Annotated in this window: 18 protein-coding genes and 1 pseudogene; 11 read left to right on the top strand and 8 right to left on the bottom strand. The window is 62.5% G+C overall.

From position 1 onward, the window contains the following. Positions 1-234 precede the first annotated feature (234 nt). The 3 genes and pseudogenes from ABM562_RS18040 to ABM562_RS18050 all read left to right on the top strand — a co-directional run. A pseudogene (locus ABM562_RS18040) lies at positions 235-483 on the top strand (nitrilase-related carbon-nitrogen hydrolase); the annotation flags it as partial. A gap of 72 nt (positions 484-555) precedes the next feature. Beyond that, entirely contained in the window at positions 556-1,746 is a 1,191-nt protein-coding gene (locus ABM562_RS18045) for a hypothetical protein (RefSeq protein WP_460422853.1), read from the top strand. After that, complete coding sequence (locus ABM562_RS18050) at positions 1,743-2,735, top strand: asparaginase (protein WP_460422854.1); 993 nt, start codon at positions 1,743-1,745, stop codon at positions 2,733-2,735. The genes ABM562_RS18045 and ABM562_RS18050 overlap by 4 nt, the downstream gene beginning before the upstream one ends. A 53-nt stretch (positions 2,736-2,788) precedes the next feature. Here ABM562_RS18050 and ABM562_RS18055 read toward each other — a convergent pair whose 3' ends face one another. Further along, positions 2,789-3,091 carry a hypothetical protein gene (locus tag ABM562_RS18055; protein WP_115085966.1) on the bottom strand — a complete coding sequence of 101 codons (303 nt, stop codon included), beginning with the start codon at positions 3,089-3,091 and terminating at the stop codon, positions 2,789-2,791. Positions 3,092-3,465: 374 nt separating this feature from the next. Beyond that, positions 3,466-4,128, bottom strand: a complete 663-nt coding sequence (locus tag ABM562_RS18060; RefSeq protein ID WP_460422857.1) for an NADPH-dependent F420 reductase — start codon at positions 4,126-4,128, stop codon at positions 3,466-3,468. A 99-nt stretch (positions 4,129-4,227) separates the two neighbouring features. Here ABM562_RS18060 and ABM562_RS18065 point away from each other — a divergent pair, with 99 nt between their 5' ends. Next, a complete protein-coding gene (locus tag ABM562_RS18065) occupies positions 4,228-5,124 on the top strand; it encodes a LysR family transcriptional regulator (protein ID WP_233674809.1) in 897 nt (298 codons plus the stop codon). A 62-nt stretch (positions 5,125-5,186) separates the two neighbouring features. On the opposite strand, the gene ABM562_RS18070 is transcribed toward ABM562_RS18065, so the two are convergent. Both ABM562_RS18070 and ABM562_RS18075 read right to left on the bottom strand, forming a co-directional pair. Beyond that, entirely contained in the window at positions 5,187-6,434 is a 1,248-nt protein-coding gene (locus tag ABM562_RS18070; RefSeq protein WP_115085708.1) for a ribonucleotide-diphosphate reductase subunit beta, read from the bottom strand. A 234-nt stretch (positions 6,435-6,668) separates the two neighbouring features. Next, positions 6,669-9,557, bottom strand: coding sequence for a ribonucleoside-diphosphate reductase subunit alpha (locus ABM562_RS18075; RefSeq protein ID WP_233674810.1), 2,889 nt, complete (start codon positions 9,555-9,557; stop codon positions 6,669-6,671). A 764-nt stretch (positions 9,558-10,321) separates the two neighbouring features. On the opposite strand from ABM562_RS18075, the gene ABM562_RS18080 reads away from it, so the two are divergent. The 3 genes from ABM562_RS18080 to ABM562_RS18090 are packed head-to-tail and all read left to right on the top strand — an operon-like array spanning position 10,322 to position 13,190. Continuing rightward, positions 10,322-11,044, top strand: coding sequence for a response regulator (locus tag ABM562_RS18080; RefSeq protein ID WP_115085710.1), 723 nt, complete (start codon positions 10,322-10,324; stop codon positions 11,042-11,044). After that, positions 11,041-12,657 carry an ATP-binding protein gene (locus ABM562_RS18085; RefSeq protein WP_115085711.1) on the top strand — a complete coding sequence of 539 codons (1,617 nt, stop codon included), beginning with the start codon at positions 11,041-11,043 and terminating at the stop codon, positions 12,655-12,657. Before ABM562_RS18080 ends, ABM562_RS18085 begins: the two co-directional genes overlap by 4 nt. Beyond that, positions 12,654-13,190, top strand: a complete 537-nt coding sequence (locus ABM562_RS18090) for an IucA/IucC family C-terminal-domain containing protein (RefSeq protein ID WP_258578263.1) — start codon at positions 12,654-12,656, stop codon at positions 13,188-13,190. The genes ABM562_RS18085 and ABM562_RS18090 overlap by 4 nt, the downstream gene beginning before the upstream one ends. Before the next feature lie 3 nt (positions 13,191-13,193). Here ABM562_RS18090 and ABM562_RS18095 read toward each other — a convergent pair whose 3' ends face one another. Beyond that, entirely contained in the window at positions 13,194-13,895 is a 702-nt protein-coding gene (locus tag ABM562_RS18095) for a 4'-phosphopantetheinyl transferase family protein (protein WP_115085713.1), read from the bottom strand. Positions 13,896-14,079: 184 nt separating this feature from the next. Then, on the bottom strand, positions 14,080-14,871 hold the full coding sequence (locus tag ABM562_RS18100) for a dienelactone hydrolase family protein (RefSeq protein ID WP_460422859.1): 792 nt from the start codon (positions 14,869-14,871) through the stop codon (positions 14,080-14,082). A gap of 142 nt (positions 14,872-15,013) precedes the next feature. Between ABM562_RS18100 and ABM562_RS18105 the strand changes: the two genes are divergently transcribed. The 4 genes from ABM562_RS18105 (at position 15,014) to ABM562_RS18120 (ending at position 19,355) form a co-directional block, all read left to right on the top strand. Then, positions 15,014-15,616: an outer membrane protein gene (locus ABM562_RS18105; RefSeq protein WP_115085715.1), complete on the top strand. Its 603-nt coding sequence runs from the start codon at positions 15,014-15,016 to the stop codon at positions 15,614-15,616. Between the two features lie 115 nt (positions 15,617-15,731). Further along, entirely contained in the window at positions 15,732-16,409 is a 678-nt protein-coding gene (locus ABM562_RS18110; protein WP_010220390.1) for a response regulator, read from the top strand. Further along, entirely contained in the window at positions 16,406-17,761 is a 1,356-nt protein-coding gene (locus ABM562_RS18115; protein WP_115085716.1) for an ATP-binding protein, read from the top strand. Before ABM562_RS18110 ends, ABM562_RS18115 begins: the two co-directional genes overlap by 4 nt. Positions 17,762-18,032: 271 nt before the next feature. Further along, on the top strand, positions 18,033-19,355 hold the full coding sequence (locus tag ABM562_RS18120) for a dicarboxylate/amino acid:cation symporter (protein ID WP_010220388.1): 1,323 nt from the start codon (positions 18,033-18,035) through the stop codon (positions 19,353-19,355). A gap of 126 nt (positions 19,356-19,481) precedes the next feature. Here the strand turns inward: ABM562_RS18120 and ABM562_RS18125 are convergent, their stop codons facing one another. Both ABM562_RS18125 and ABM562_RS18130 read right to left on the bottom strand, forming a co-directional pair. After that, the gene (locus ABM562_RS18125; protein WP_115085717.1) at positions 19,482-19,976 is read right to left on the bottom strand and encodes a SprT family zinc-dependent metalloprotease; all 495 of its coding nucleotides are present in this window, start codon (positions 19,974-19,976) and stop codon (positions 19,482-19,484) included. 141 nt (positions 19,977-20,117) lie between these two features. Then, positions 20,118-20,717, bottom strand: coding sequence for a Yip1 family protein (locus ABM562_RS18130; protein WP_010220386.1), 600 nt, complete (start codon positions 20,715-20,717; stop codon positions 20,118-20,120). Positions 20,718-20,924 lie beyond the last annotated feature (207 nt).

Consider the following 20,924-nt stretch of genomic DNA (forward strand, 5'->3'; position numbering starts at 1 on the left):
AATTCCGAAACCCCTATCTGCGTATGCAGGTAGGGGTTTTGTCTTTCTGGCATTTGCCACTGTGGGAGCGGCGGTGCGATGCCTCGACTTGTCCCGCGATCCCCTTCTGTCAGCCACATCGCATCGCGGGGCAAGCCCGCTCCCACAGTAGCTTCAGACCCGCCTGACTGTCTTATCTAGCCGAGTGTCCGCTTAACTGGCGTCCCTCCCATAACGATAAGAAGGCCAACGCCCATGTCTGCAAATGCCGCCCCGATCAGTCCCGCCCGCGTCGCAGTCATCCAGTTCGACCCGCAGGTGGGTCTTGAACACTGCGACAACAACCTCTGCCATGGCCTGCAGCTCGCCGAACAAGCGGTTCGTGAGGGCGCCAATCTGATAGTCCTGCCTGAACTGACCAACACCGGCTACAGCTTCAATACCCGCGCCGAAGCCTGGGCTCACGCCGAAGCTCTGGCGGACGGCCCTAGCCTGAACAACTGGGGACGGACCGACCTCTACGGCTCGATGCTCGGTTATGACCTGCACCCAGCCTTGCCGCGCTAAGGAGGGGGGATGGACAACTCAATCGAAACCTCCCGTTCCACCTTCTGGCCTTTGCTGTTGTTGTGCCTGACGGTGTCGTTGGTCACCACGGTGCTGCTTGAAGTTATCAGCGGCCGCGCCGACGCCTGGATTGGCCAGTGGCCAGACTATGCGCACATGATGGCCAATCTTGGCGAGCCCTTGGCGCGTTTGCGCTGGGTCATCGGTGATATCAGTGAAGCGGCCTTCTACAAGCATGAGTTGCCGGCACTGGGCTTGCTGGCGGGCGCGGCCCTGGCTCATTGGGCCAACCGCAACGGCAAGCGTTGGCAAGGCTTCGCCATCTGTTACGGCACGGGCTTGTGGCCGTGGCTGGTGACCAGTTCGCTGCTGGGGTTGTGGTTCAGCCATACGCTATGGGGCTGGACCTTGAACAGTGGCATCTGGCAACCAACCTTCGTGGCTTTCGTTTCGCTGCCGGCGGCCATGGTGCTGGTGTTCGGTGCGGGCTGGAAGGTGGCTTTCAATGGCGCGCTGATGGGCGCTTTGCTGGTAACGCCAGCCAGCCTGCTATTGGTCAACTACCTGTGCTATCCCTTGAAGCTGCCAGTGGTAGTCGGCAATGTCGGCGGCATGGCGGTTGCCAGTGTCCTGGCGTTCATCTTGATCCGCCGATTTCCGCTGCTGGTGAGGTCAACCGCGTCGGGCTACACCCCACAAGCGCTCGGCCAGATCCAAACCGATTACGGCATCACCTGGACGTTGCGCCGGGTGCTGGCCGACTTCAGTGAAGCACCGTTCTTCGGCAATGAACTGGCGAGCCTCGGCTTGTTGCTGGGCGTATTGCTGGCCTACATCCTGTCACCCACTGGCCCTGCGTACGGCTCACAGCTGGTAGTGGAAATAGTGGCAGGGCAAGCACTGGCATCCTTTGTCGGCGTGCTGATCTGGCGTAGGCAGTGGATGCGCCAGGGCTGGTATCCAACCTATATCCCGATCGTCTCAGTTGTCCCGGCCGCCGTGCTGACCTTCGGCGGCAACTGGCAGGTGATCGGGCTCAGTGCGGTCTTGGGAGCCCTTGTGGCTCCACCGTTGGCGGCCTCTATCAGCCAGCGCCTGCCAAGTCATATGCATGGTTTCATCGGTAATGTGCTGTCTATGGCTATTTCCACTTTGCTAGTTCTCCCCTTCATCAGCCTGGTTGCAGGAGGTGACGCATGACCCTGCCCACACTAGCCATAGGAACCCTCGGCGGTACCCTCAGCATGCTCCAGGCAGCAGCTGGCGAAGGTGTCACTCCGGGCCTGGACAGCACGCAGATGCTGGCCGACGCGCCGCAGCTTGCAAGCCTTGCGCGCATCTCGGCGAAAACCCTGCAGATGCTGCCCAGTGCATCGTTGTCGTTCATTCAACTGATCGATGTCTTGTACTGGGCCAAAGCCCAGGTGGAAGAGGGCGCACACGCTGTGGTGCTGACCCAGGGCACAGATACCCTGGAGGAAGTGGCGTACTTTCTCGAACTGCTCTGGCCCTTTGACGCGCCATTGATCCTGACCGGCGCCATGCGTGCGGCCAGCGAGCCCGGCGCCGATGGCCCGGCCAATCTGCTGGCGGCGGTGCAGGTGGCGCTGGATTCGCAGAGTCGTGGACGAGGCGTGCTGGTGGTGATCAATGATCAGATCCACGCCGCTGAACATGTGCGCAAAACCGAGAGCCTGGCTATGGCCGCATTCAGCTCACCGCACTTCGGCTGCGAAGGGTTGGTGATCGAGGGGCGCGCCTGCTATCTGAAGCCCGCCAGGCCTCGCCATCCCTTGCCCGAACCCTGGCGCCTGGATCAGCGTGTGGCGTTGCTGGAGGCTGATTTCGCCGCAGATACCCTGCTGCTCGAGCAAGTCGCCGGCCTGGGTTACGAAGGCCTGGTGATCGCCGGCTTTGGCGCCGGGCACGTGCCGGCAGCATGGGCCAAATGCGTGGGATACATCGTCACGAGAATGCCGGTCATTGTCGCCTCGCGAACCGGCTCCGGTCCTACGGCGCGCCACACCTATGGCTTCGAGGGTGGGGAAATGGACCTGCAACGCAAGGGCGCGCTGATGGCGGGGTTCTTGTGCCCGCGCAAATGCCGGGTATTGTTGTGGGTGCTGATCGGCTGCGGGATGGATGATGAACTGGAGCACTGGCTGGCGGAGTATCGTCAGCCGCGGTGAAGGTAAGATCACGTGGGGCCGGGTGTCGGCCCCACGTGTCCTCGCAAGGGCGCTTAGACGAACCGCTGAGGCACTACGCCGCGGGGCAGGCGGTTGCTGCCGGGCAGGGCGCTCAGGCGTGCACGCCAGCTGGCCTTGAAGCAGAACGTGCTGGGGCTGGGGCTGGCCTTGGCCATGCGTTGTTTACGCAGCTCTGCCAGGGACGGGGTGGATTTCTTGGCCGACGCAGGCGATTCCGTCTTGACCAGGGACCGCTGACACGACTTGCAGGAAACCTGGTCAGGGGTGGAGGTGCTGGTGAGGTTGTTACCGGCGCGACCGCAAGCGACTGCGTCGCCGCTGGTTGAGTAGTGCATTACCAAGCTGTACATCTCCAAACATATGAACAAAAGCCCCCTATTTTCGCACAGGTTGGCGGCGGATGCGGCGCCATCGTCAACGTCATGCTGGAGGCTTGAGTCAGAAGGTTGGAGAACAGCGTTGTTTACAGGGGAGAAATGGTACCGAGTGCGCCAATCGCAATGGCCAGCACCAGAAACCCTACGACGAAGAATGCAAGCTTACCCATTGAGCGCTCCAGATAGAGGTTTTGCGGTGCAGCGCCAGGCCGCACCCGCGAAATACGCCCGGTAGAGCGGGGCGCAGGCGTATTTTCGCTCTGGCGCTGTTACCGAAACAGATGCAGATGGCGCTGCAAAATACGGATCAGATTCAGCTGGAGCGCTGCAATTCAACGCCGCCAGGCACCTTCGGGCACTTCAACCTCACGCTCGGCTTGCGCCAGGGCCAGCTTCAAGCCCTCTACATCAAAGGGGATGCAGTAAGCCGGCTTGGCCCGTTCGAACCGCCAGCTTTCATCCAGGCCTCCGGCATCGACGGCGTCGTAGCCCAGATCGTCGAGCAACTTGCTCACCGCTGACTTCGCTTCATCATCATCGCCGGCAATAGGCAGGGCACGCCGATCTGCCGCACCCCTGACACGTGCGTCTTTCTCCAGGTCCTGGGCAAGGATTGCATTGAACACCTTCACCACCCGCGAACCCGGCAGGTGCTCGGCAAGCAGGCGACTGGTCGTAGTCTCGAAGCGCTCCAGCGGGGGAAACTGACCGTCGCGGTCCGGGTAGTAGTTGTTGGCGTCCATGACGATCTTGCCCTCCAGCCACTGCGCGGGCACGCTGCGGTAGTGCGCGAAGGGAATCGCCACCAGTACCAGCTCAGCAAACCGCGCCGCATCGTCTGCACTGCCCACCTCGCAGCCCAGAATGCCGCTGCGCACGCTGCTCATGGTCTGCGGCCCACGTGAGTTACTGAGCATCACCTCATGCCCGGCTGCCAGCGCCAGCTGCGCTACTGCCCGACCGATAAAACCTGCCCCGATAATGCCGATACGCATGTCCTTGCTCCGTTGCGTGATAGGAGCGTTTATGATGATTGGCAACCGGATGGAGATAAATTAGCGGTCTGGATCAAGTATCGTTACCAGGAGTGTTGAATGATGGATCGCCTGACTAGCATGGGCGCCTTTGTGATGGCGGCCGAAGCGGGCTCCTACGCCAGTGCAGCGCTGCGTCTGGGCATGTCGCCACAGATGGTCGCCAAGCATGTAGCTGCCCTGGAGCAACGCCTGGGCGCGCGCCTGCTCAACCGCACAACCCGCCGCCAGAGCCTGACCGAGCTTGGCAGCGCCTACTACGAGCGTTGCAAACACATCCTCAGCGAGGCGCAGGCGGCCGACTCCCTGGCGCAGATCATGAACGAAACGCCCCGTGGCAAGCTGAAGGTCAGTGCGCCGGTCACCTTCGGCTCCTACAGCCTGATGCCGCTGGTGACCGACTTTCTGCGCCAGTACCCCGAGGTCGAGATCGACCTGCACCTGACCGACCGCTTCGTCGACCTGGTAGAGGAGGGCTTCGAAGTGGCATTTCGCATCGGCCCCCTGGGCACCTCCAGCCTGACCGCCAGGCCGCTTGCGCCCTACCGGCTGGTGACCTGCGCATCGCCGCGCTACCTGGCCGCCCACGGCACCCCACGAACGCCAGCCGACCTCGAACAGCACGAATGCCTGGGCTACGCCTACTGGTCGCGCCCAGCCGACCGTGAATGGCAATTCGTCCAGGGCGATACGCTGCACAAGGTGCAGGTCGCCAGCCGTTTGCAGGTCAACGAGAGCAGGGCGCTGATGTCAGCGGCGCTGGATGGCTTCGGGATTGTGCTGGGGCCGGAAGACTTTCTGCGCCCGGCGCTGCAAAGTGGCGAGCTGGTGCGGGTGCTGGCTGACTACCAGCCGCCGAGCCGGCAGATGCATTTGCTCTATACGGCAAGCCGTCAGCGCACGGCCAAGCTTCGGTGCTTTGTCGAGACTGTACTTGGGCGTTTCGCTGAGGCTTGAGCAGGACAAATAAAAAAGGCTGCCTAGCGGCAGCCTTTTCTTGTAGAACATGAACGGGGAAATCAATCCCAGCTCAACGCCCCACCGGTCTGATACTCAATCACCCGAGTCTCGAAGAAGTTCTTCTCTTTCTTCAAGTCCATGATCTCGCTCATCCATGGGAACGGGTTGGTGGTACCTGGGTACTCTTCCTTCAGGCCGATCTGCGACAGGCGACGGTTGGCGATGAACTTGAGGTAGTCCTCCATCATCGCTGCGTTCATGCCCAGCACGCCGCGAGGCATGGTGTCGCGGGCGTATTCGATTTCCAGCTGGGTGCCCTGCAGGATCATCTGCGAGGCTTCTTCCTTCATTTCGGCATCCCACAGGTGCGGGTTTTCGATCTTGATCTGGTTGATCACGTCGATACCGAAGTTCAGGTGCATGGATTCGTCACGCAGGATGTACTGGAACTGCTCGGCAACGCCGGTCATCTTGTTGCGACGACCCATGGACAGGATCTGGGTGAAGCCGCAGTAGAAGAAGATGCCTTCCAGGACGCAGTAGTAGGCGATCAGGTTGCGCAGCAGCTCTTTGTCGGTCTCGACGGTACCGGTGTTGAATTCCGGGTCGGAGATCGCGCGGGTGTAGCTCAGGCCCCAGGCGGCTTTTTTAGCGACCGACGGGATCTCGTGGTACATGTTGAAGATCTCGCCTTCATCCATGCCCAGCGATTCGATGCAGTACTGGTAGGCGTGGGTGTGGATCGCCTCTTCGAACGCCTGGCGCAGGATGTACTGGCGGCACTCGGGGTTGGTGATCAGGCGGTACACGGCCAGGGCCAGGTTGTTGGCAACCAGGGAGTCGGCGGTGGAGAAGAAGCCCAGGTTGCGCATGACGATACGACGCTCGTCGTCGGTCAGGCCTTCCGGGTTTTTCCACAGGGCGATGTCCGCGGTCATGTTGACCTCTTGCGGCATCCAGTGGTTGGCGCAACCGTCCAGGTACTTCTGCCAGGCCCAGTCGTACTTGAAAGGCACCAGCTGGTTGAGGTCGGCGCGGCAGTTGATCATGCGCTTTTCGTCAACCGCGACACGGGCAGCGGAACCTTCCAGCTCAGCCAGGCCTTCGGCGATGTCGAGTTGGTCCAGGGCAGCCTTGGCGCGTTTGACCGCTTCGGAGTCTTCGGCAGTTACGGCGCGAGCTTCCAGGGCAGCAACACCGCCGGCGTTGTCGAGCTTGTCGATGCCTGCGGCAGCAGCTTGAGTGGCGGTAGTGCCTTTGGCGGCTTCTTCGCCTTCGTCTTTATCGAATTCGTCCCAGCTCAGCATGGTGGGTCTCCTGCTTGAGGGCCATATCAGTATGGCCGGTGGATCTTGGTTGCGGTGCTTGCGGTTGGTACTGCGGTGCACGCAAAAACTTGGAATGCTTCCCGGGGCTGAGGCCCTCGGGGGAGGTCGGGGTGGCCCCGACCTTGTTGTTCGGCCTGGCGAAGAGGGCGGCAGGGCCGGCCCTATCGCTGGCAAAGCCAGCTCCCACAGGAGAGCTGGCCAGCCTTCAGGCGCTTATTGGCAGGCTTCGCAATCCGGCTCGTCGATCGCGCAAGCCTTCGGTACCGGAGCAGGGCCGGCTGGCGCTGCTTGTACCGGGGCGCTGTCGCCACCGCTGGAAACGGCGTTGAGCTTGCCGGTGTTGATGGTCGACTTCTCGGTGCTGGTCGCGGCCAGGGCACGGAGGTAGTAGGTGGTTTTCAGACCACGGTACCAGGCCATGCGGTAGGTCACGTCGAGCTTCTTGCCCGAAGCGCCGGCGATGTACAGGTTCAGCGATTGAGCCTGGTCGATCCACTTCTGACGACGGCTGGCGGCGTCGACGATCCACTTGGTTTCCACTTCGAAGGCAGTCGCGTAGAGGTCTTTGAGCTCTTGCGGGATGCGCTCGATCTGCTGCACCGAACCGTCGTAGTACTTCAGGTCGTTGATCATGACCGAGTCCCACAGGCCGCGGGCTTTCAGGTCGCGAACCAGGTACGGGTTGATCACGGTGAATTCGCCCGAGAGGTTCGATTTCACGTACAGGTTCTGGTAGGTCGGCTCGATGGACTGCGATACGCCGGTGATGTTGGCGATGGTCGCGGTCGGCGCGATGGCCATGATGTTCGAGTTACGAATACCTTTTTGTACACGGGCACGCACCGGTGCCCAGTCCAGGGTCTCGTTCAGGTCGACGTCGATGTACTTCTGGCCACGGGCTTCGATCAGGATCTGTTGCGAATCCAGCGGCAGGATGCCTTTGGACCACAGCGAGCCCTGGAAGGTCTCGTAGGCGCCACGCTCGTCGGCCAGGTCACAGGAAGCCTGGATGGCGAAGTAGCTGACCGCTTCCATCGACTTGTCGGCGAACTCGACGGCAGCGTCGGAGCCATAAGCGATGTGCTGCAGGTACAGCGCGTCCTGGAAGCCCATGATGCCCAGGCCGACCGGACGGTGCTTGAAGTTCGAGTTACGCGCTTGCGGCACCGAGTAGTAGTTGATGTCGATCACGTTGTCGAGCATGCGCACGGCGGTGTTGACGGTGCGTTGCAGCTTGGTGGTGTCCAGCTTGCCATCGACGATGTGGTTCGGCAGGTTGATCGAGCCCAGGTTGCAGACCGCGATCTCGTCCTTGTTGGTGTTCAGGGTGATCTCGGTGCACAGGTTCGAGCTGTGGACCACGCCCACGTGCTGCTGCGGCGAACGCAGGTTGCACGGATCCTTGAAGGTCAGCCATGGGTGGCCGGTCTCGAACAGCATCGAGAGCATCTTGCGCCACAGGTCTTTGGCCTGGATGGTCTTGAACACCTTGATCTTGTTGTACTCGGTCAGGGCTTCGTAGTACTCGTAGCGCTCTTCGAAGGCCTTGCCGGTCAGGTCGTGCAGGTCTGGCACTTCCGATGGCGAGAACAGGGTCCACTTGCCGTCATCGAAGACGCGCTTCATGAACAGGTCAGGGATCCAGTTGGCGGTGTTCATGTCGTGGGTACGACGACGGTCATCACCGGTGTTCTTGCGCAGCTCGATGAATTCTTCGATGTCCAGGTGCCAGGTTTCCAGGTAGGCACAGACAGCGCCCTTGCGCTTGCCACCCTGGTTAACGGCGACGGCGGTGTCGTTGACCACTTTCAGGAAAGGTACGACGCCCTGGGATTTACCGTTGGTGCCCTTGATGTAGGAGCCCAGTGCGCGCACAGGGGTCCAGTCGTTGCCCAGGCCACCGGCGAATTTCGACAGCATGGCGTTGTCGTGGATCGCGTGGTAGATGCCCGACAGGTCGTCCGGCACGGTGGTCAGGTAGCAGCTCGACAGCTGTGGACGCAGGGTACCGGCGTTGAACAGGGTCGGGGTCGAAGCCATGTAGTCGAACGACGACAACAGGTTGTAGAACTCGATGGCACGGGCTTCTTTTTCTTTCTCTTCCAGCGCCAGGCCCATGGCCACGCGCATGAAGAACACCTGAGGCAGCTCGAAGCGTACGCCATCCTTGTGGATGAAGTAGCGGTCGTACAGGGTCTGCAGGCCCAGGTAGGTGAATTGCTGGTCACGCTCGTGGTTGATCGCCTTGCCCAGTTTTTCCAGGTCGAAGTCGGCCAGGGCAGGGTTCAGCAGTTCGAACTCGACACCCTTGGCGATGTAGGCAGGCAGGGCCTTGGCGTACAGGTCGGCCATCTCGTGGTGGGTGGCGCTGTCGGCAACTTCGAGGAAACCCAGGCCTTCGGCGCGCAGGGTGTCCATCAGCAGGCGGGCGGTGACGAACGAGTAGTTCGGCTCACGCTCGACCAGGGTGCGGGCGGTCATCACCAGGGCGGTGTTGACGTCGGTGATGGCCACGCCGTCGTAGAGGTTCTTCAGGGTTTCGCGCTGGATCAGCTCGCCATCGACTTCGGCCAGGCCTTCGCAGGCTTCGCTGATGATGGTGTTCAGGCGGTTCATGTCCAGCGGCGCCAGGCTGCCGTCGGCCAGGGTGATGCGGATGCTTGGGTGCGGCTGGACGCCGGCGTCTTCGGCGTGGCCACGGGTGGCACGCTCCTTGGCACGCTGGTCGCGGTAGATCACGTAGTCACGGGCGACTTTCTGCTCGCCGGCACGCATCAGGGCCAGTTCGACCTGGTCCTGGATTTCTTCGATGTGGATGGTGCCGCCCGAAGGCATGCGACGCTTGAAGGTCGCGGTGACCTGTTCGGTCAGGCGGGCAACGGTGTCGTGGATGCGCGACGAGGCGGCAGCGGTGCCGCCTTCAACTGCGAGGAACGCTTTGGTGATGGCCACGGTGATCTTGTCATCGGTGTAGGCGACGACAGTGCCGTTACGCTTGATCACGCGCAGTTGGCCCGGGGCGGTGGCAGCCAGATCCTGGTTCGAATCAGCGGCCTGCGGCGCCTTGGCCTGCGGGTTCTCGCGAGTTGTGTCGGTTTGCATGGGTGTCTCCACGTTCTCTAAGTATGTTTAGGCGCTTGGTGAGCGCCAACCGTTCCGTCCGAAAGCTCAACAACCGACCCCGAGGGCGCGCAGGAACGAGAGTTCCGGCATGCCGCACAGGTCGGGCATACTCACTTCGGGACAGTTCAGGAATTAGGGCAAATGCTTGCCGCTCCCTGGCCGAAGTCAAAGGTCTTGAATCTACGACTCAAAACTGTTGCTGTCGGGTGTGCCGTTGGCCTCACCCGTACCCGAAACAACACCCTCCAGGGGTTTGCACCGGTCGCCTCCGCAGGAGCGGTTTGGCTGCTGATCTCTTCTAAAGTTCAAGCAAAAAATCTACCCGTTGAGGGCTTGAGTTCTCTGCTTGACTTGTGCTTGGGATTTTCAGGAAACCCCAAGATGTAGTGTTTTGTTTCGCTGGGGATACAAGATAATGCGGTCTTGGGGGTAATGCAAGGTCGGGGTCTGTGGATAACTTGTGCGTATTTTGTGAGTGATTTCACTCAACCCCTTGTAGGCCGCGTCTTAGCGCGGCATGACCGGCTGTCACCGATTTTTTCGCAGGTCTTAAGGCCGCAGGCCGATTTTGCGGGCGCGAACCCTATCACAAAAAATCGGCTTGTCCGAGCGGCTTTCCCGCAGGTTTTTAACCGCTTGCAACGGCGGTTGGCAGGCGCGGGTGCCCGACGTAGTATCCGGGGCCAATGTTGCCTTTTGGTGAAGTGGGCACTCTTTATAACAACAAGCTGTTGAGGTGAGCCGTGGAGCAGAGCAGTCGGGTATTGATCGTCGAGGATGACCAGCGGCTGGCCGACCTGACCCGTGAATACCTGCAGGCCAATGGCTTTGCCGTGGAAGTGGAGGGCGATGGCGCCCGGGCGGCGGCGCGGATCATTGCCGAGCAGCCGGACCTGGTGATCCTCGACCTGATGCTGCCCGGCGAGGACGGCCTGAGCATCTGCCGCAAGGTGCGCCAACAGTACCCCGGGCCGATCCTGATGCTGACCGCGCGCAGCGACGACCTTGATCAGATCCAGGGCCTGGACCTGGGCGCCGACGACTACGTATGCAAGCCGGTGCGCCCGCGCTTGCTGCTGGCGCGCATCAATGCCCTGTTGCGCCGCAGCGAGGCGCCGGCTGAGGCGCAAGCGCTGCAAGCCCTGCAGTTCGGCCCGCTGCGGGTCGACAACACCCTGCGCGAGGCCTGGCTGTACGACAGCGGTATCGAACTGACCAGCGCCGAATTCGACCTTTTATGGCTGCTGGTGAGCAACGCCGGGCGCACCTTGTCGCGCGAAGAGATCTTCACTTCCCTGCGCGGCGTCGGCTATGACGGCCAGGACCGCTCCATTGATGTGCGTATTTCGCGCATCCGTCCGAAAATAGGCGACGACCCGGAGCACCCGCGGATGATCAAGACCATCCGCAGCAAAGGTTACCTGTTCGTCCGCGAAGCGGCCGAAGCCATGGGCCAGGTGCAATGAACTCGATCTTCCTGCGCATCTATGGCGGCATGCTCGCCGCCCTGGTGCTGGTGGCGGTGCTGGGCGTGCTCAGCCTGCATCTGCTCAACGAGGTGCGCGCCGGCCAGTACCGCGAGCGCCTGGCCCACGGCACCTTTACCCTGATGGCTGACAACCTGGCGCCACTGGACGCTGTCGAGCGCAAGCGCGCCCTGCTGATCTGGGAGCGCCTGCTGGGGATTCCGCTGGAGTTGCAGGTGCTGAGCAGCACTGCCCTCGACGGCAGCCAGCGCAGCCAGTTGCAGCGCGGCCAGGTATTGGTCGAGAAGACCGGCCCGCACGCGGCCAAGGTGCTGCGTCAGGTCGGTGACCAGGATTTGCTGCTGGTTGGCGAAGTGCAGCAGATCAGCGAGCAACTGGCCCGTGCCACTATCTACCTGTTGGCCGATGAGCTGGTGCGCTACCCGGTGGCCGAGCAGCCCCAGCGCCTGGCCGCACTCAAGCAGAGCAAGGGTTTTGGCTTCGACCTGCGCCTGCAGCGGGTCAGCCAGACCAACATGGACGAAGACCAGCGCCGACGCATCGACGAAGGCGACACGGTGATGGCCTTGGGCAAGGACGGCAACTCGATCCGTGTGTTCGCCGGCCTGGTCGGTACGCCCTGGGTGCTGGAAATCGGCCCGCTGTACCAGATGAACCCCTATCCGCCGCAACTGCTGGTGCTGATTGCGGTGTTGGGCCTGTGCCTGATCGGCCTGATCGTCTACCTGCTGGTGCGCCAGCTGGAACGGCGCCTGTCCGGGCTTGAAGCCGCCGCAACGCTGATTGCCCAGGGCAGCCTGGAAACCCGCGTAGCCGCCGACGACGCCGATTCGGTCGGGCGCCTGGCCGCGGCGTTCAATGGCATGGCCGAACACCTGCAGCGCTCGCTGACCATCCAGCGCGAGCTGGTGCGGGCGGTGTCCCACGAACTGCGCACGCCGGTAGCGCGCCTGCGCTTTGGCCTGGAAATGATCGCCAGCGCCAGCAATGACCAGGCCCGGGACAAGTACCTGACCGGCATGGATGGCGATATCCAGGACCTGGACAAGCTGGTCGATGAGATGCTCACCTACGCGCGCCTGGAGCAGGGCGCGCCGGCCCTGCATTTCCAGCGGGTCGACCTGGATGCCTTGCTCGACCAGGTGATCGCTGAACTGGCGCCGCTGCGCCGCGAGGTGCGGGTGCTGCGTGGCCCGTGCCAGGGCGGTGAAAAAGGCCCGGACGGGCAGGGACCGTGGGTCGAGGCCGAGCCGCGCTACCTGCACCGGGCGTTGCAGAACCTGGTCAGCAACGCCATGCGCCACGCCGAATCGCAGGTCAGCCTCAGCTATCAGTTGGGGCTGCAGCGTTGCCGGATCGATGTCGAGGACGATGGCCCCGGTGTGCCGGAAAGCGTCTGGGAGCGCATCTTCACCCCCTTCACCCGCCTCGATGACAGCCGCACCCGCGCTTCGGGCGGGCATGGCCTGGGCTTGTCGATCGTGCGGCGGATCATCTATTGGCATGGCGGGCGAGCGTCAGTGGGGCACAGCGAGCGCCTGGGCGGCGCCTGCTTCAGCCTGAACTGGCCACGCAATCAGGACGGCGCATGAGTTCGCCGATTGCCCTGCAGGCTTTGCTCGACCAAGCACGGTTCGACCCTCTGCTGCTGGCGCTTTATGGCCCCCAGTTGATGCCTGCGCAACGGCCGGTGCTGGTGTCGCAGTGGTCGAAGTATTACTTCGCACTGGTCTGGCGGATGTTGGGCGAGGGCGAACCCTTGTCGGCTTTCAGCGATACCGCGGTGCAGGTGGATGCGCGCGGTTTGCCGGTCACGCTGGTCGCCGAAGCAACACCGTGCCAGGACCTGTTCGCTGAGCATCTGCAACCGTTGGTTGTGCGCCTGGCCGAGCTGGGACCGGTTTCGATGGCGGTGTTGTGGGGCAATGCCGGCGATTGCCTGGATCAGGCGCTGCAAGGCAGGGGGGGCAGCTCAGGATTGCAGGTGCTGCTGCAAACGCCCGGCAGCCCCTTGTATGCCGCTGTCAGCCAGGATGCTGCGGGCCGGCGTCGGCGCCGTACCTGCTGCCTGAGTTACAAGGTCGACTGGGTCGGGCATTGCGAGCACTGCCCGCTACTGCCCTGAAGCTCAGACGCTGACCAGGCTCAACAGTTGATCATCCTGCAGGCAGAACTGCCCTTCCAGCTCGCGGCCGTGGTGCCACTGCGCCGACAGGTCGGTCAGCAGACGCAAGCGCGCATGGCCGTCGGCGGACCACTCCAGCACTTCGGCGTGCTCGAAATAGAAGCGCTGCCTGACGATCGGATAGAGCGCCTTGAACAGGCTTTCTTTCAGCGAGAAGGTCAGGGTCACGCTCAGGCCCACCTGGCTGGGGTTCATGCGCTGCATTTCGGCTTCGGTGAGAATCTCCCGGGCCAGGCGCTCGGCGCGTTCGTCGCTGAGCAGGCTTTCCTGATCCAGGCCCAGGCCCTGGCAATCGCTGTTGCGCGCCACCACCGCGGCGGCCCAGCCTTTGCCGTGGGTGATCGAGCCACTGATACCAGCCGGCCAGATGGGGGCGCGGTCTTCGTCAGTGCCCGGGACATAGTCGCGGCCATCGAGCTGCATCAAGGCCGCGCGGGCGCACACCCGGCCAGCCAGGTACTCGGCCTGGCGCTTGGCCACCGAGCGTTGCAGGCTGGCGGTCTGTTCGATACCGGCGCGGCTGAAGTCGTCGCTGGCGAGCAGGGCCGGGTCGAACGGGCAACTGACCAGAATCGCGCCGGGGACCGGACGCGGCAGGGGCCAGTGGTGCAGGAGCGGGGCGCAGCAGGTGGGCAGTCGATTCATGGCCGCTATTGTGCCGTGGTGCGGGAGGGCTGACCAGATACCTTGCACGGGCCGTTCTTGTGGGAGCTGGCTTGCCAGCGATCGAGCGCAACGCGCTCGCGATTCAGGCAGTGCATTCTGCGTCGATTGCACCGGCCACATCGCTGGCAAGCCAGCTCCCACAGAGTGCTTCACCGTATTCGGTTTACTTGAAGATCTTCTTGAAGAACGCCTGCAAATCCGCCCAGGAGCTCTCATCCGCCGACTTGTTGTAGCCAATATCAGGCCCACCATGCCCGCCATGGCTCAGGCGGTCGGCATCCGGATTGGTAAAACCATGCCTGGCTCCGGGAATACTGACGAACTCATAGCTCGCCCCGGACGCGTCCATTTCTTCCTTGAATTTCTCCACCTGCTCCGGCGTCACCATGCTGTCATTGGCGCCGTGCTCGACCAGCACCTTGGCTTTGACGCTGCCCGGCGTCGCCGGCGTGTTGGTCACCAGCGCACCATGGAAACTGGCCACACCGGCCAGCGCTTCGCCGCGGCGCGCGGCGTCGAGCACCACCTTGCCGCCGAAGCAGTAGCCGATGGCGGCGATCTGCGTGGTATCGGTCTGCGGCTGAATCTTCAGCAGCTCAACCCCGGCATCAAAGCGCTCGGCCGCCGCATCCGGGTCTTTAAGCGCGGCGGCCATGAAGGCCTGGGCATCGGCCGGGTGCTCGGTGGTCTTGCCGTCGCCATACATGTCGATGGCCAGGGCGCTGTAGCCAAGCCCGGCAAGGTCGCGGGCGCGGCGCTTGGCATAGTCGTTGAGCCCCCACCATTCATGCACCACCACCACGCCCGGGCGCTTGCCCTCGGCGGCGTCGTCGTAGGCGTAGTAGCCGACCAGGCGCTTGCCGTCGGCGTCCTGGTAGGGGATCTCACGGGTTTGCACCGCCGCCTGGGCCAGGCTGGCGGCACCGATCAGGGCCAGAGCGAGCAGACAACGCATGGTCGTACTCCTTACTTGCAGTCGGTTTTGCACTCAGTGCAGCTGTTCAGCCGAGGTTCAGCCTGGGTTCAGCGGCGGTTCAGGACGGCTTGCTTACTCTAGCTTCCACACCAACACAGTGCATCACCTGGAGTACCACACGATGAAAAAGCTCAACACCCTGCTGCTCACCGTTGCTTTCCTTGGCGCCAGCGCCGCCGCCCAGGCCGCTGACACCACTTTCGCCGGCGTCACCTATGGTCAGACCAGCGACAAGATGAAAAAGTCCGGCCTGCTGACCCGCAACACTGATCACCTGAACACCGACGGCATCATCAGCAAGGACAGCACCTACGGCATCCGCGTCGGCCAGATGAACGACCAGGGCCGCTACTACCTCACCTACGACAACGTCTCCAACGACCACAGCGGCCTGAAAGTGCGCCAGGAAAACCTGCTGGGCAGCTACGACCTGTTCTACCCGCTGGGCAGCACCACCAAGCTGTTCGGTGGCGCCAGCGCCGGCCTGACCAAGATGAGCATGGAGTCCTCCGGCTACAGCCGCGACACCGACACCGGCTACGCCATCGGCCTGCAAGCCGGCGTGTTGCAGCAAGTCAGCGACAATGCCTCGGTGGAACTGGGCTACCGTTACCTGCGCAGCAACGCCAGCACCGAGCTGTCCGAACATGATGGTCCGAAAGTCGGCAGCCTGCGCCTGAACAGCAGCGCCCAGACCTACCTGTCGGCCAACTACGCGTTCTAAGTCGCCTGGCGATGTCCGAACCGGCCTGCATGCGCACGGCCGGTTCGCTGTTATTCTGCATTCGGTCTACAAAACTGACTGGCCAATGAAGGCCGGCACGGGTCTGGAGGAGCGTATGAAACTGCTGGTGGTCGAGGATGAAGCACTTTTGCGTCATCACTTGTACAGCCGCTTGACGGAAAGCGGGCATGTGGTCGAAGCGGTGGCCAATGCCGAGGAGGCCCTGTACCAGGCCGAGCAGTTCAATCATGACCTGGCGGTGATCGACCTGGGCCTGCCGGGCATGAGCGGGCTCGACCTGATCCGCCAGTTGCGGTCCCAGGGCAAGAGCTTCCCGATCCTGATCCTCACCGCCCGCGGCAACTGGCAGGACAAGGTCGAAGGCCTGGCCGCCGGCGCCGACGATTATGTGGTCAAACCCTTCCAGTTCGAAGAGCTCGAAGCCCGCCTCAACGCCTTGCTGCGCCGCTCCAGCGGCTTTACCCAGTCGACCATCGCCGCAGGCCCCCTGGTGCTCGACCTCAATCGCAAGCAGGCAACCCTCGACGAACAGCCCCTGGCGCTGACCGCCTATGAATACCGCATCCTCGAATACCTGATGCGTCATCACCAGCAGGTGGTGGCCAAGGACCGCTTGATGGAGCAGCTGTATCCGGACGATGACGAGCGCGATCCGAACGTCATCGAGGTGCTGGTCGGCCGTTTGCGGCGCAAGCTTGAGGGCAGCAACGGCTTCAAGCCGATCGATACCGTGCGTGGCCTGGGCTACCTGTTCACCGAGCGTTGCCGATGATCCGTTCGCTACGCCTGCGTCTGATGCTGGCGGCCGCGGTGCTGGCGCTACTGTTCATGCTCGGCTTGCTGCCGGCCTTGCAGAAGGCCTTCAGCCTGGCCTTGCAGGAGTCGATCGAGCAGCGCCTGGCGTCGGACGTCACCACGTTGATTTCCGCCGCGCGCATCGAGGGCGGCAACCTGCAGATGCCGGTGCTGTTGCCCGACGAGAAATTCAACCTGCCCGACAGCCGCCTGCTCGGTTACATCTACGACCGCCAGGGCAACCTGGTGTGGCGTTCGCGGGCCACGGCGGACGAGAACATCAACTACACCCCGCGTTACGACGGCCGTGGCAACGAATTCGCGCGAATTCGCCAGGACGATGGCGAGGAGTTCTTCGTCTATGACGTCGAGGTCAAGCTGCTCGGCGGCAAGACCGCCGCCTTCAGCATCGTTGCCCTGCAGCCGCTGCGCGAATACCAGCACACCCTCGATGGCCTGCGTGAGAAGCTCTACCTGGGCTTTGGCGCAGCGTTGCTGGCTTTGCTGGTGCTGCTCTGGGCCGGTCTGACCTGGGGCCTGCGTTCACTGCGGCAGATGAGCCGCGAACTCGATGATGTCGAATCAGGTGCCCGCGAAGGCCTGAGCGGCGAGCATCCGCGTGAACTGCTGCGCCTGACCGACTCGCTCAACCGCCTGCTGCGCAGCGAGCGTGAGCAGCGCCGGCGCTACCGCGATTCGCTGGGCGATCTGGCCCACAGCCTGAAAACCCCGCTGACCGTGCTCCAGGGGGTCAGCGAAAGCATGGCCCAGCGCCGCGAAGACCGTGAACAGGCGCGGGTGCTGCAAAGCCAGATCGAACGCATGAGCCAGCAGATCGACTATCAGCTGCAACGCGCCAGCCTGCGCAAGAGCGGCCTGGTGCGCCACCAGGTACAGTTGCGGCCGTTGCTCGACAGCCTGTGCAGCACCCTGGCCAAGGTCTATCGCGACAAACACGTGCACATCAGTGTGGATGTGCCGGCGAATGCGATGGTGCCGGTGGAGCAGGGCGCCTTGCTCGAACTGCTTGGCAACCTGCTGGAAAACGCCTACCGCCTGTGCCTGAACCAGGTGCGCATCAGTCTGCAGGCGGGCGAAACGCAGGTGGTGCTGTGTATCGAGGACGACGGCCCGGGTGTGCCGCCCGATCAGCGCGAGCGCATCCTGCAGCGTGGCGAGCGTCTCGACCGGCAGAACCCGGGGCAGGGCATTGGCTTGGCGGTGGTCAAGGACATCATCGAAAGCTACGACGCGACCTTGACCCTCGATGACTCGCCACTGGGCGGTGCTGCCTTTCGCATTCGCTTCGAGTTGGAAAGAAATACCTAGGCGGATTACCGCCATCATTGTCGGATTCTTTTCCGTGGCGTGCGGAAAACCGCCAACCCCATCGCGTCAACCTGCAACCTCGTTGTGCATTGCAGCCCCGTAAAACCGGGGCTTGCACCGTTAAAGCGCATTTTGGCATCGGGCTTGCTATGGACTCATCAGAGTTCTGCCAGGCAGCTCGACACAACAAATCCCTCCAGTGCAGGAGGGTTCGCGCTTTAGGTACCCCGCATCCTGGGAAGGATGGGCCGGTACCCTTGAGGAATTAGCCATGACGACGCGTCAGCCACTGTACAAATCGCTGTATATCCAGGTGTTAGTAGCGATCACCATCGGTATCCTGCTGGGCCATTACTACCCTGAAACCGGCGTGGCCCTGAAGCCGCTGGGTGACGGGTTCGTCAAACTGATCAAAATGGTCATCGCCCCGATCATCTTCTGCACCGTGGTCAGCGGCATCGCCGGCATGCAGAACATGAAATCGGTCGGCAAGACCGGTGGCTACGCGCTGCTCTACTTCGAAATCGTCTCGACCATCGCCCTGATCATCGGCCTGGTCGTGGTCAACGTGGTCAAGCCTGGCGCCGGCATGCACATCGACGTCAGCACCCTGAACGCCAGCAGTGTGGCCGCTTACGCCGCCGCCGGCGCGCAGCAGACCACCGTGGGCTTCCTGCTCAACATCATCCCCAACACCGTGGTCGGCGCCTTCGCCAACGGCGATATCCTGCAAGTGCTGATGTTCTCGGTGATCTTCGGCTTCGCCCTGCATCGCCTGGGTGCCTACGGCAAGCCGCTGCTGGACCTGATCGACCGCTTCGCCCATGTCATGTTCAACATCATCAACATGATCATGAAGCTGGCGCCAGTCGGTGCCTTCGGTGCCATGGCCTTCACCATCGGCCAGTACGGCGTCGGTTCGCTGGTGCAACTGGGCCAGCTGATGATCTGCTTCTACGTCACCTGCGTGCTGTTCATCCTGGTGGTGCTCGGCAGCATCGCCCGCGCCCACGGCTTCAGCATCCTCAAGCTGATCCGCTACATCCGTGAAGAGCTGATGATCGTTCTGGGTACTTCCTCTTCGGAGTCGGCGCTGCCACGCATGCTGACCAAGATGGAGCGTCTGGGCGCGAAGAAATCCGTGGTAGGCCTGGTGATCCCGACCGGCTACTCGTTCAACCTCGACGGTACCTCGATCTACCTGACCATGGCCGCCGTATTCATCGCCCAGGCGACCGACACCACCATGGACATCACCCACCAGATCACCCTGCTGCTGGTATTGCTGGTGGCTTCCAAAGGTGCTGCGGGCGTTACCGGTAGTGGTTTCATCGTGCTCGCCGCGACCTTGTCGGCTGTTGGCCATCTGCCGGTTGCCGGCCTTGCGCTGATCCTCGGCATCGACCGCTTCATGTCCGAAGCCCGCGCCCTGACCAACCTGATCGGTAACGCCGTGGCCACTGTGGTCGTGGCCAAGTGGGTCAACGAGCTGGACGAAGACAAGCTGCAGGCCGAGCTGGCTTCCGGTGGTTCGCCACTGACTGACACCCGTCCGATGGATGACCTGGGCGTGGCTGAAGGTCCTGCTCGCTAACAGGCAGGCTGCGTAACGCAAAAAGCCCATCTTCGGATGGGCTTTTTTGTGTCTGCGGGGGGGCTTCATCGCGGGGCAAGCCCGCTCCTACAGATGGGGTGGGAGCGGGCTTGCCCCGCGATGCTTTTACTCCACCCGGGTCTCGCCGCTATACACCAGGGTATTGCGGCAGCGCCGGCACAGGTACCGCCGCCCCTGGCGCACCAGGCTGTGGCGTTGGGCCGAAAACGGGAAGTCGCTGCCGGCACAGGGGCAGCGGTAGATATAGCGGGTCACCGTGCGGCGCTTGACCGCGTAGTTGTGGCAACGGTGCGGCGGCAGCTCGTACACGCCGCGCATGATCAATTGCCATTCCTCGCCATGGGGCTGGATGCGGTCGCCAAACAGCTGGTGCGCAACCAGGTGGGCGACCTCGTGGGGCACCGTCTGTTTGAGGAAGTCGTCGCTGTTCTCGCGGTACAGCTGCAGGTTGAAGCGCAGCAGGTTCTCGTGCAGGTGCGCGACGCCGGCCTTCTGTCCGCGCAGCTTGAAGCTGACTTCGGGGCGCGGGAAGGGGCGTTTGAAAAAGGTTTCGGCTTGCTGGTAACAGGTTTCGACGCGGGATTTGAGCAGTTCGGGCATATCGGGGAACACTCCTGGCCGATAATTATGCCGCAACCGCGGCGGCGCTGCCGAGCCACCTGTCAGCGCACAGCATCAGGCCGCCTTGCGGCGGCCTGAAGGTTGTTGCACCTATGTTGCCGTTGATTCTAATGGTTTGGGTTAGTTGGTGTAGACGGGCCCCACGCCCAGTCCCCAGACAATCACGGTAAAGGCCATGATGGCGACCAGCACCACCAGCCCTACCGCCAGTACCGAACTCGAGAACAGAAAACCCTCATCGGAAGGAATGTTCATGAAAGTCGGCAGGCCGACATACAGCAGATAAACCGTGTAGCACACCGCGGCGGTGCCGACGATCATGCCCAGCCACAGGTGCGGGTACAGCGCCGCCAGGCCGCCAATGAACAGCGGCGTTGCGGTGTAGGTGGCAAAGGCAATGCAGCGCGCCAGGCTGGGGTTGGCGTCGTAGGTGCGGGCCATCCAGTGGATGAACGCGCCCATCACCGCCACGCCGCCGAGCATGGCCAGGTAGGACATGATGGTCATCCACAGTGCGCTTTCCTGGGTCAGCATGACCGGGGCGCGATCGCCAATGACCCAGCCGACCTGGGTGGTACCGATAAACGCCGAGATCGCCGGGATCGCGGCGAGGATCAGCGTGTGGGTCAGGTACATGTGGCTGATGCTTTCTTCTTCACCGCGTATTTCTTTCCATTCCTGATCGGGATGGGTAAATAGCCCAACAACGTGATGGATCATGCCGGTCACTCCTTCGTTGTTGCCATCGCCCCCCAGTGGAGCGCTTGCGGCCCCAAGTCTGGGCCAGAGGTTGGAGGTCACCTTTGTGTGGCCTTATGTCGCAGTATAGAAAGGCGTTCGCCGCACAAAGCCGGCTTTTTAGAGCAAATCGCGCTGTCAGGGGCCTGCTTAATCACAATGCAGTCTTTATCGGATTGGCCTACGCCC

It is taken from the genome of Pseudomonas sp. ZL2 (genome assembly GCF_054788455.1).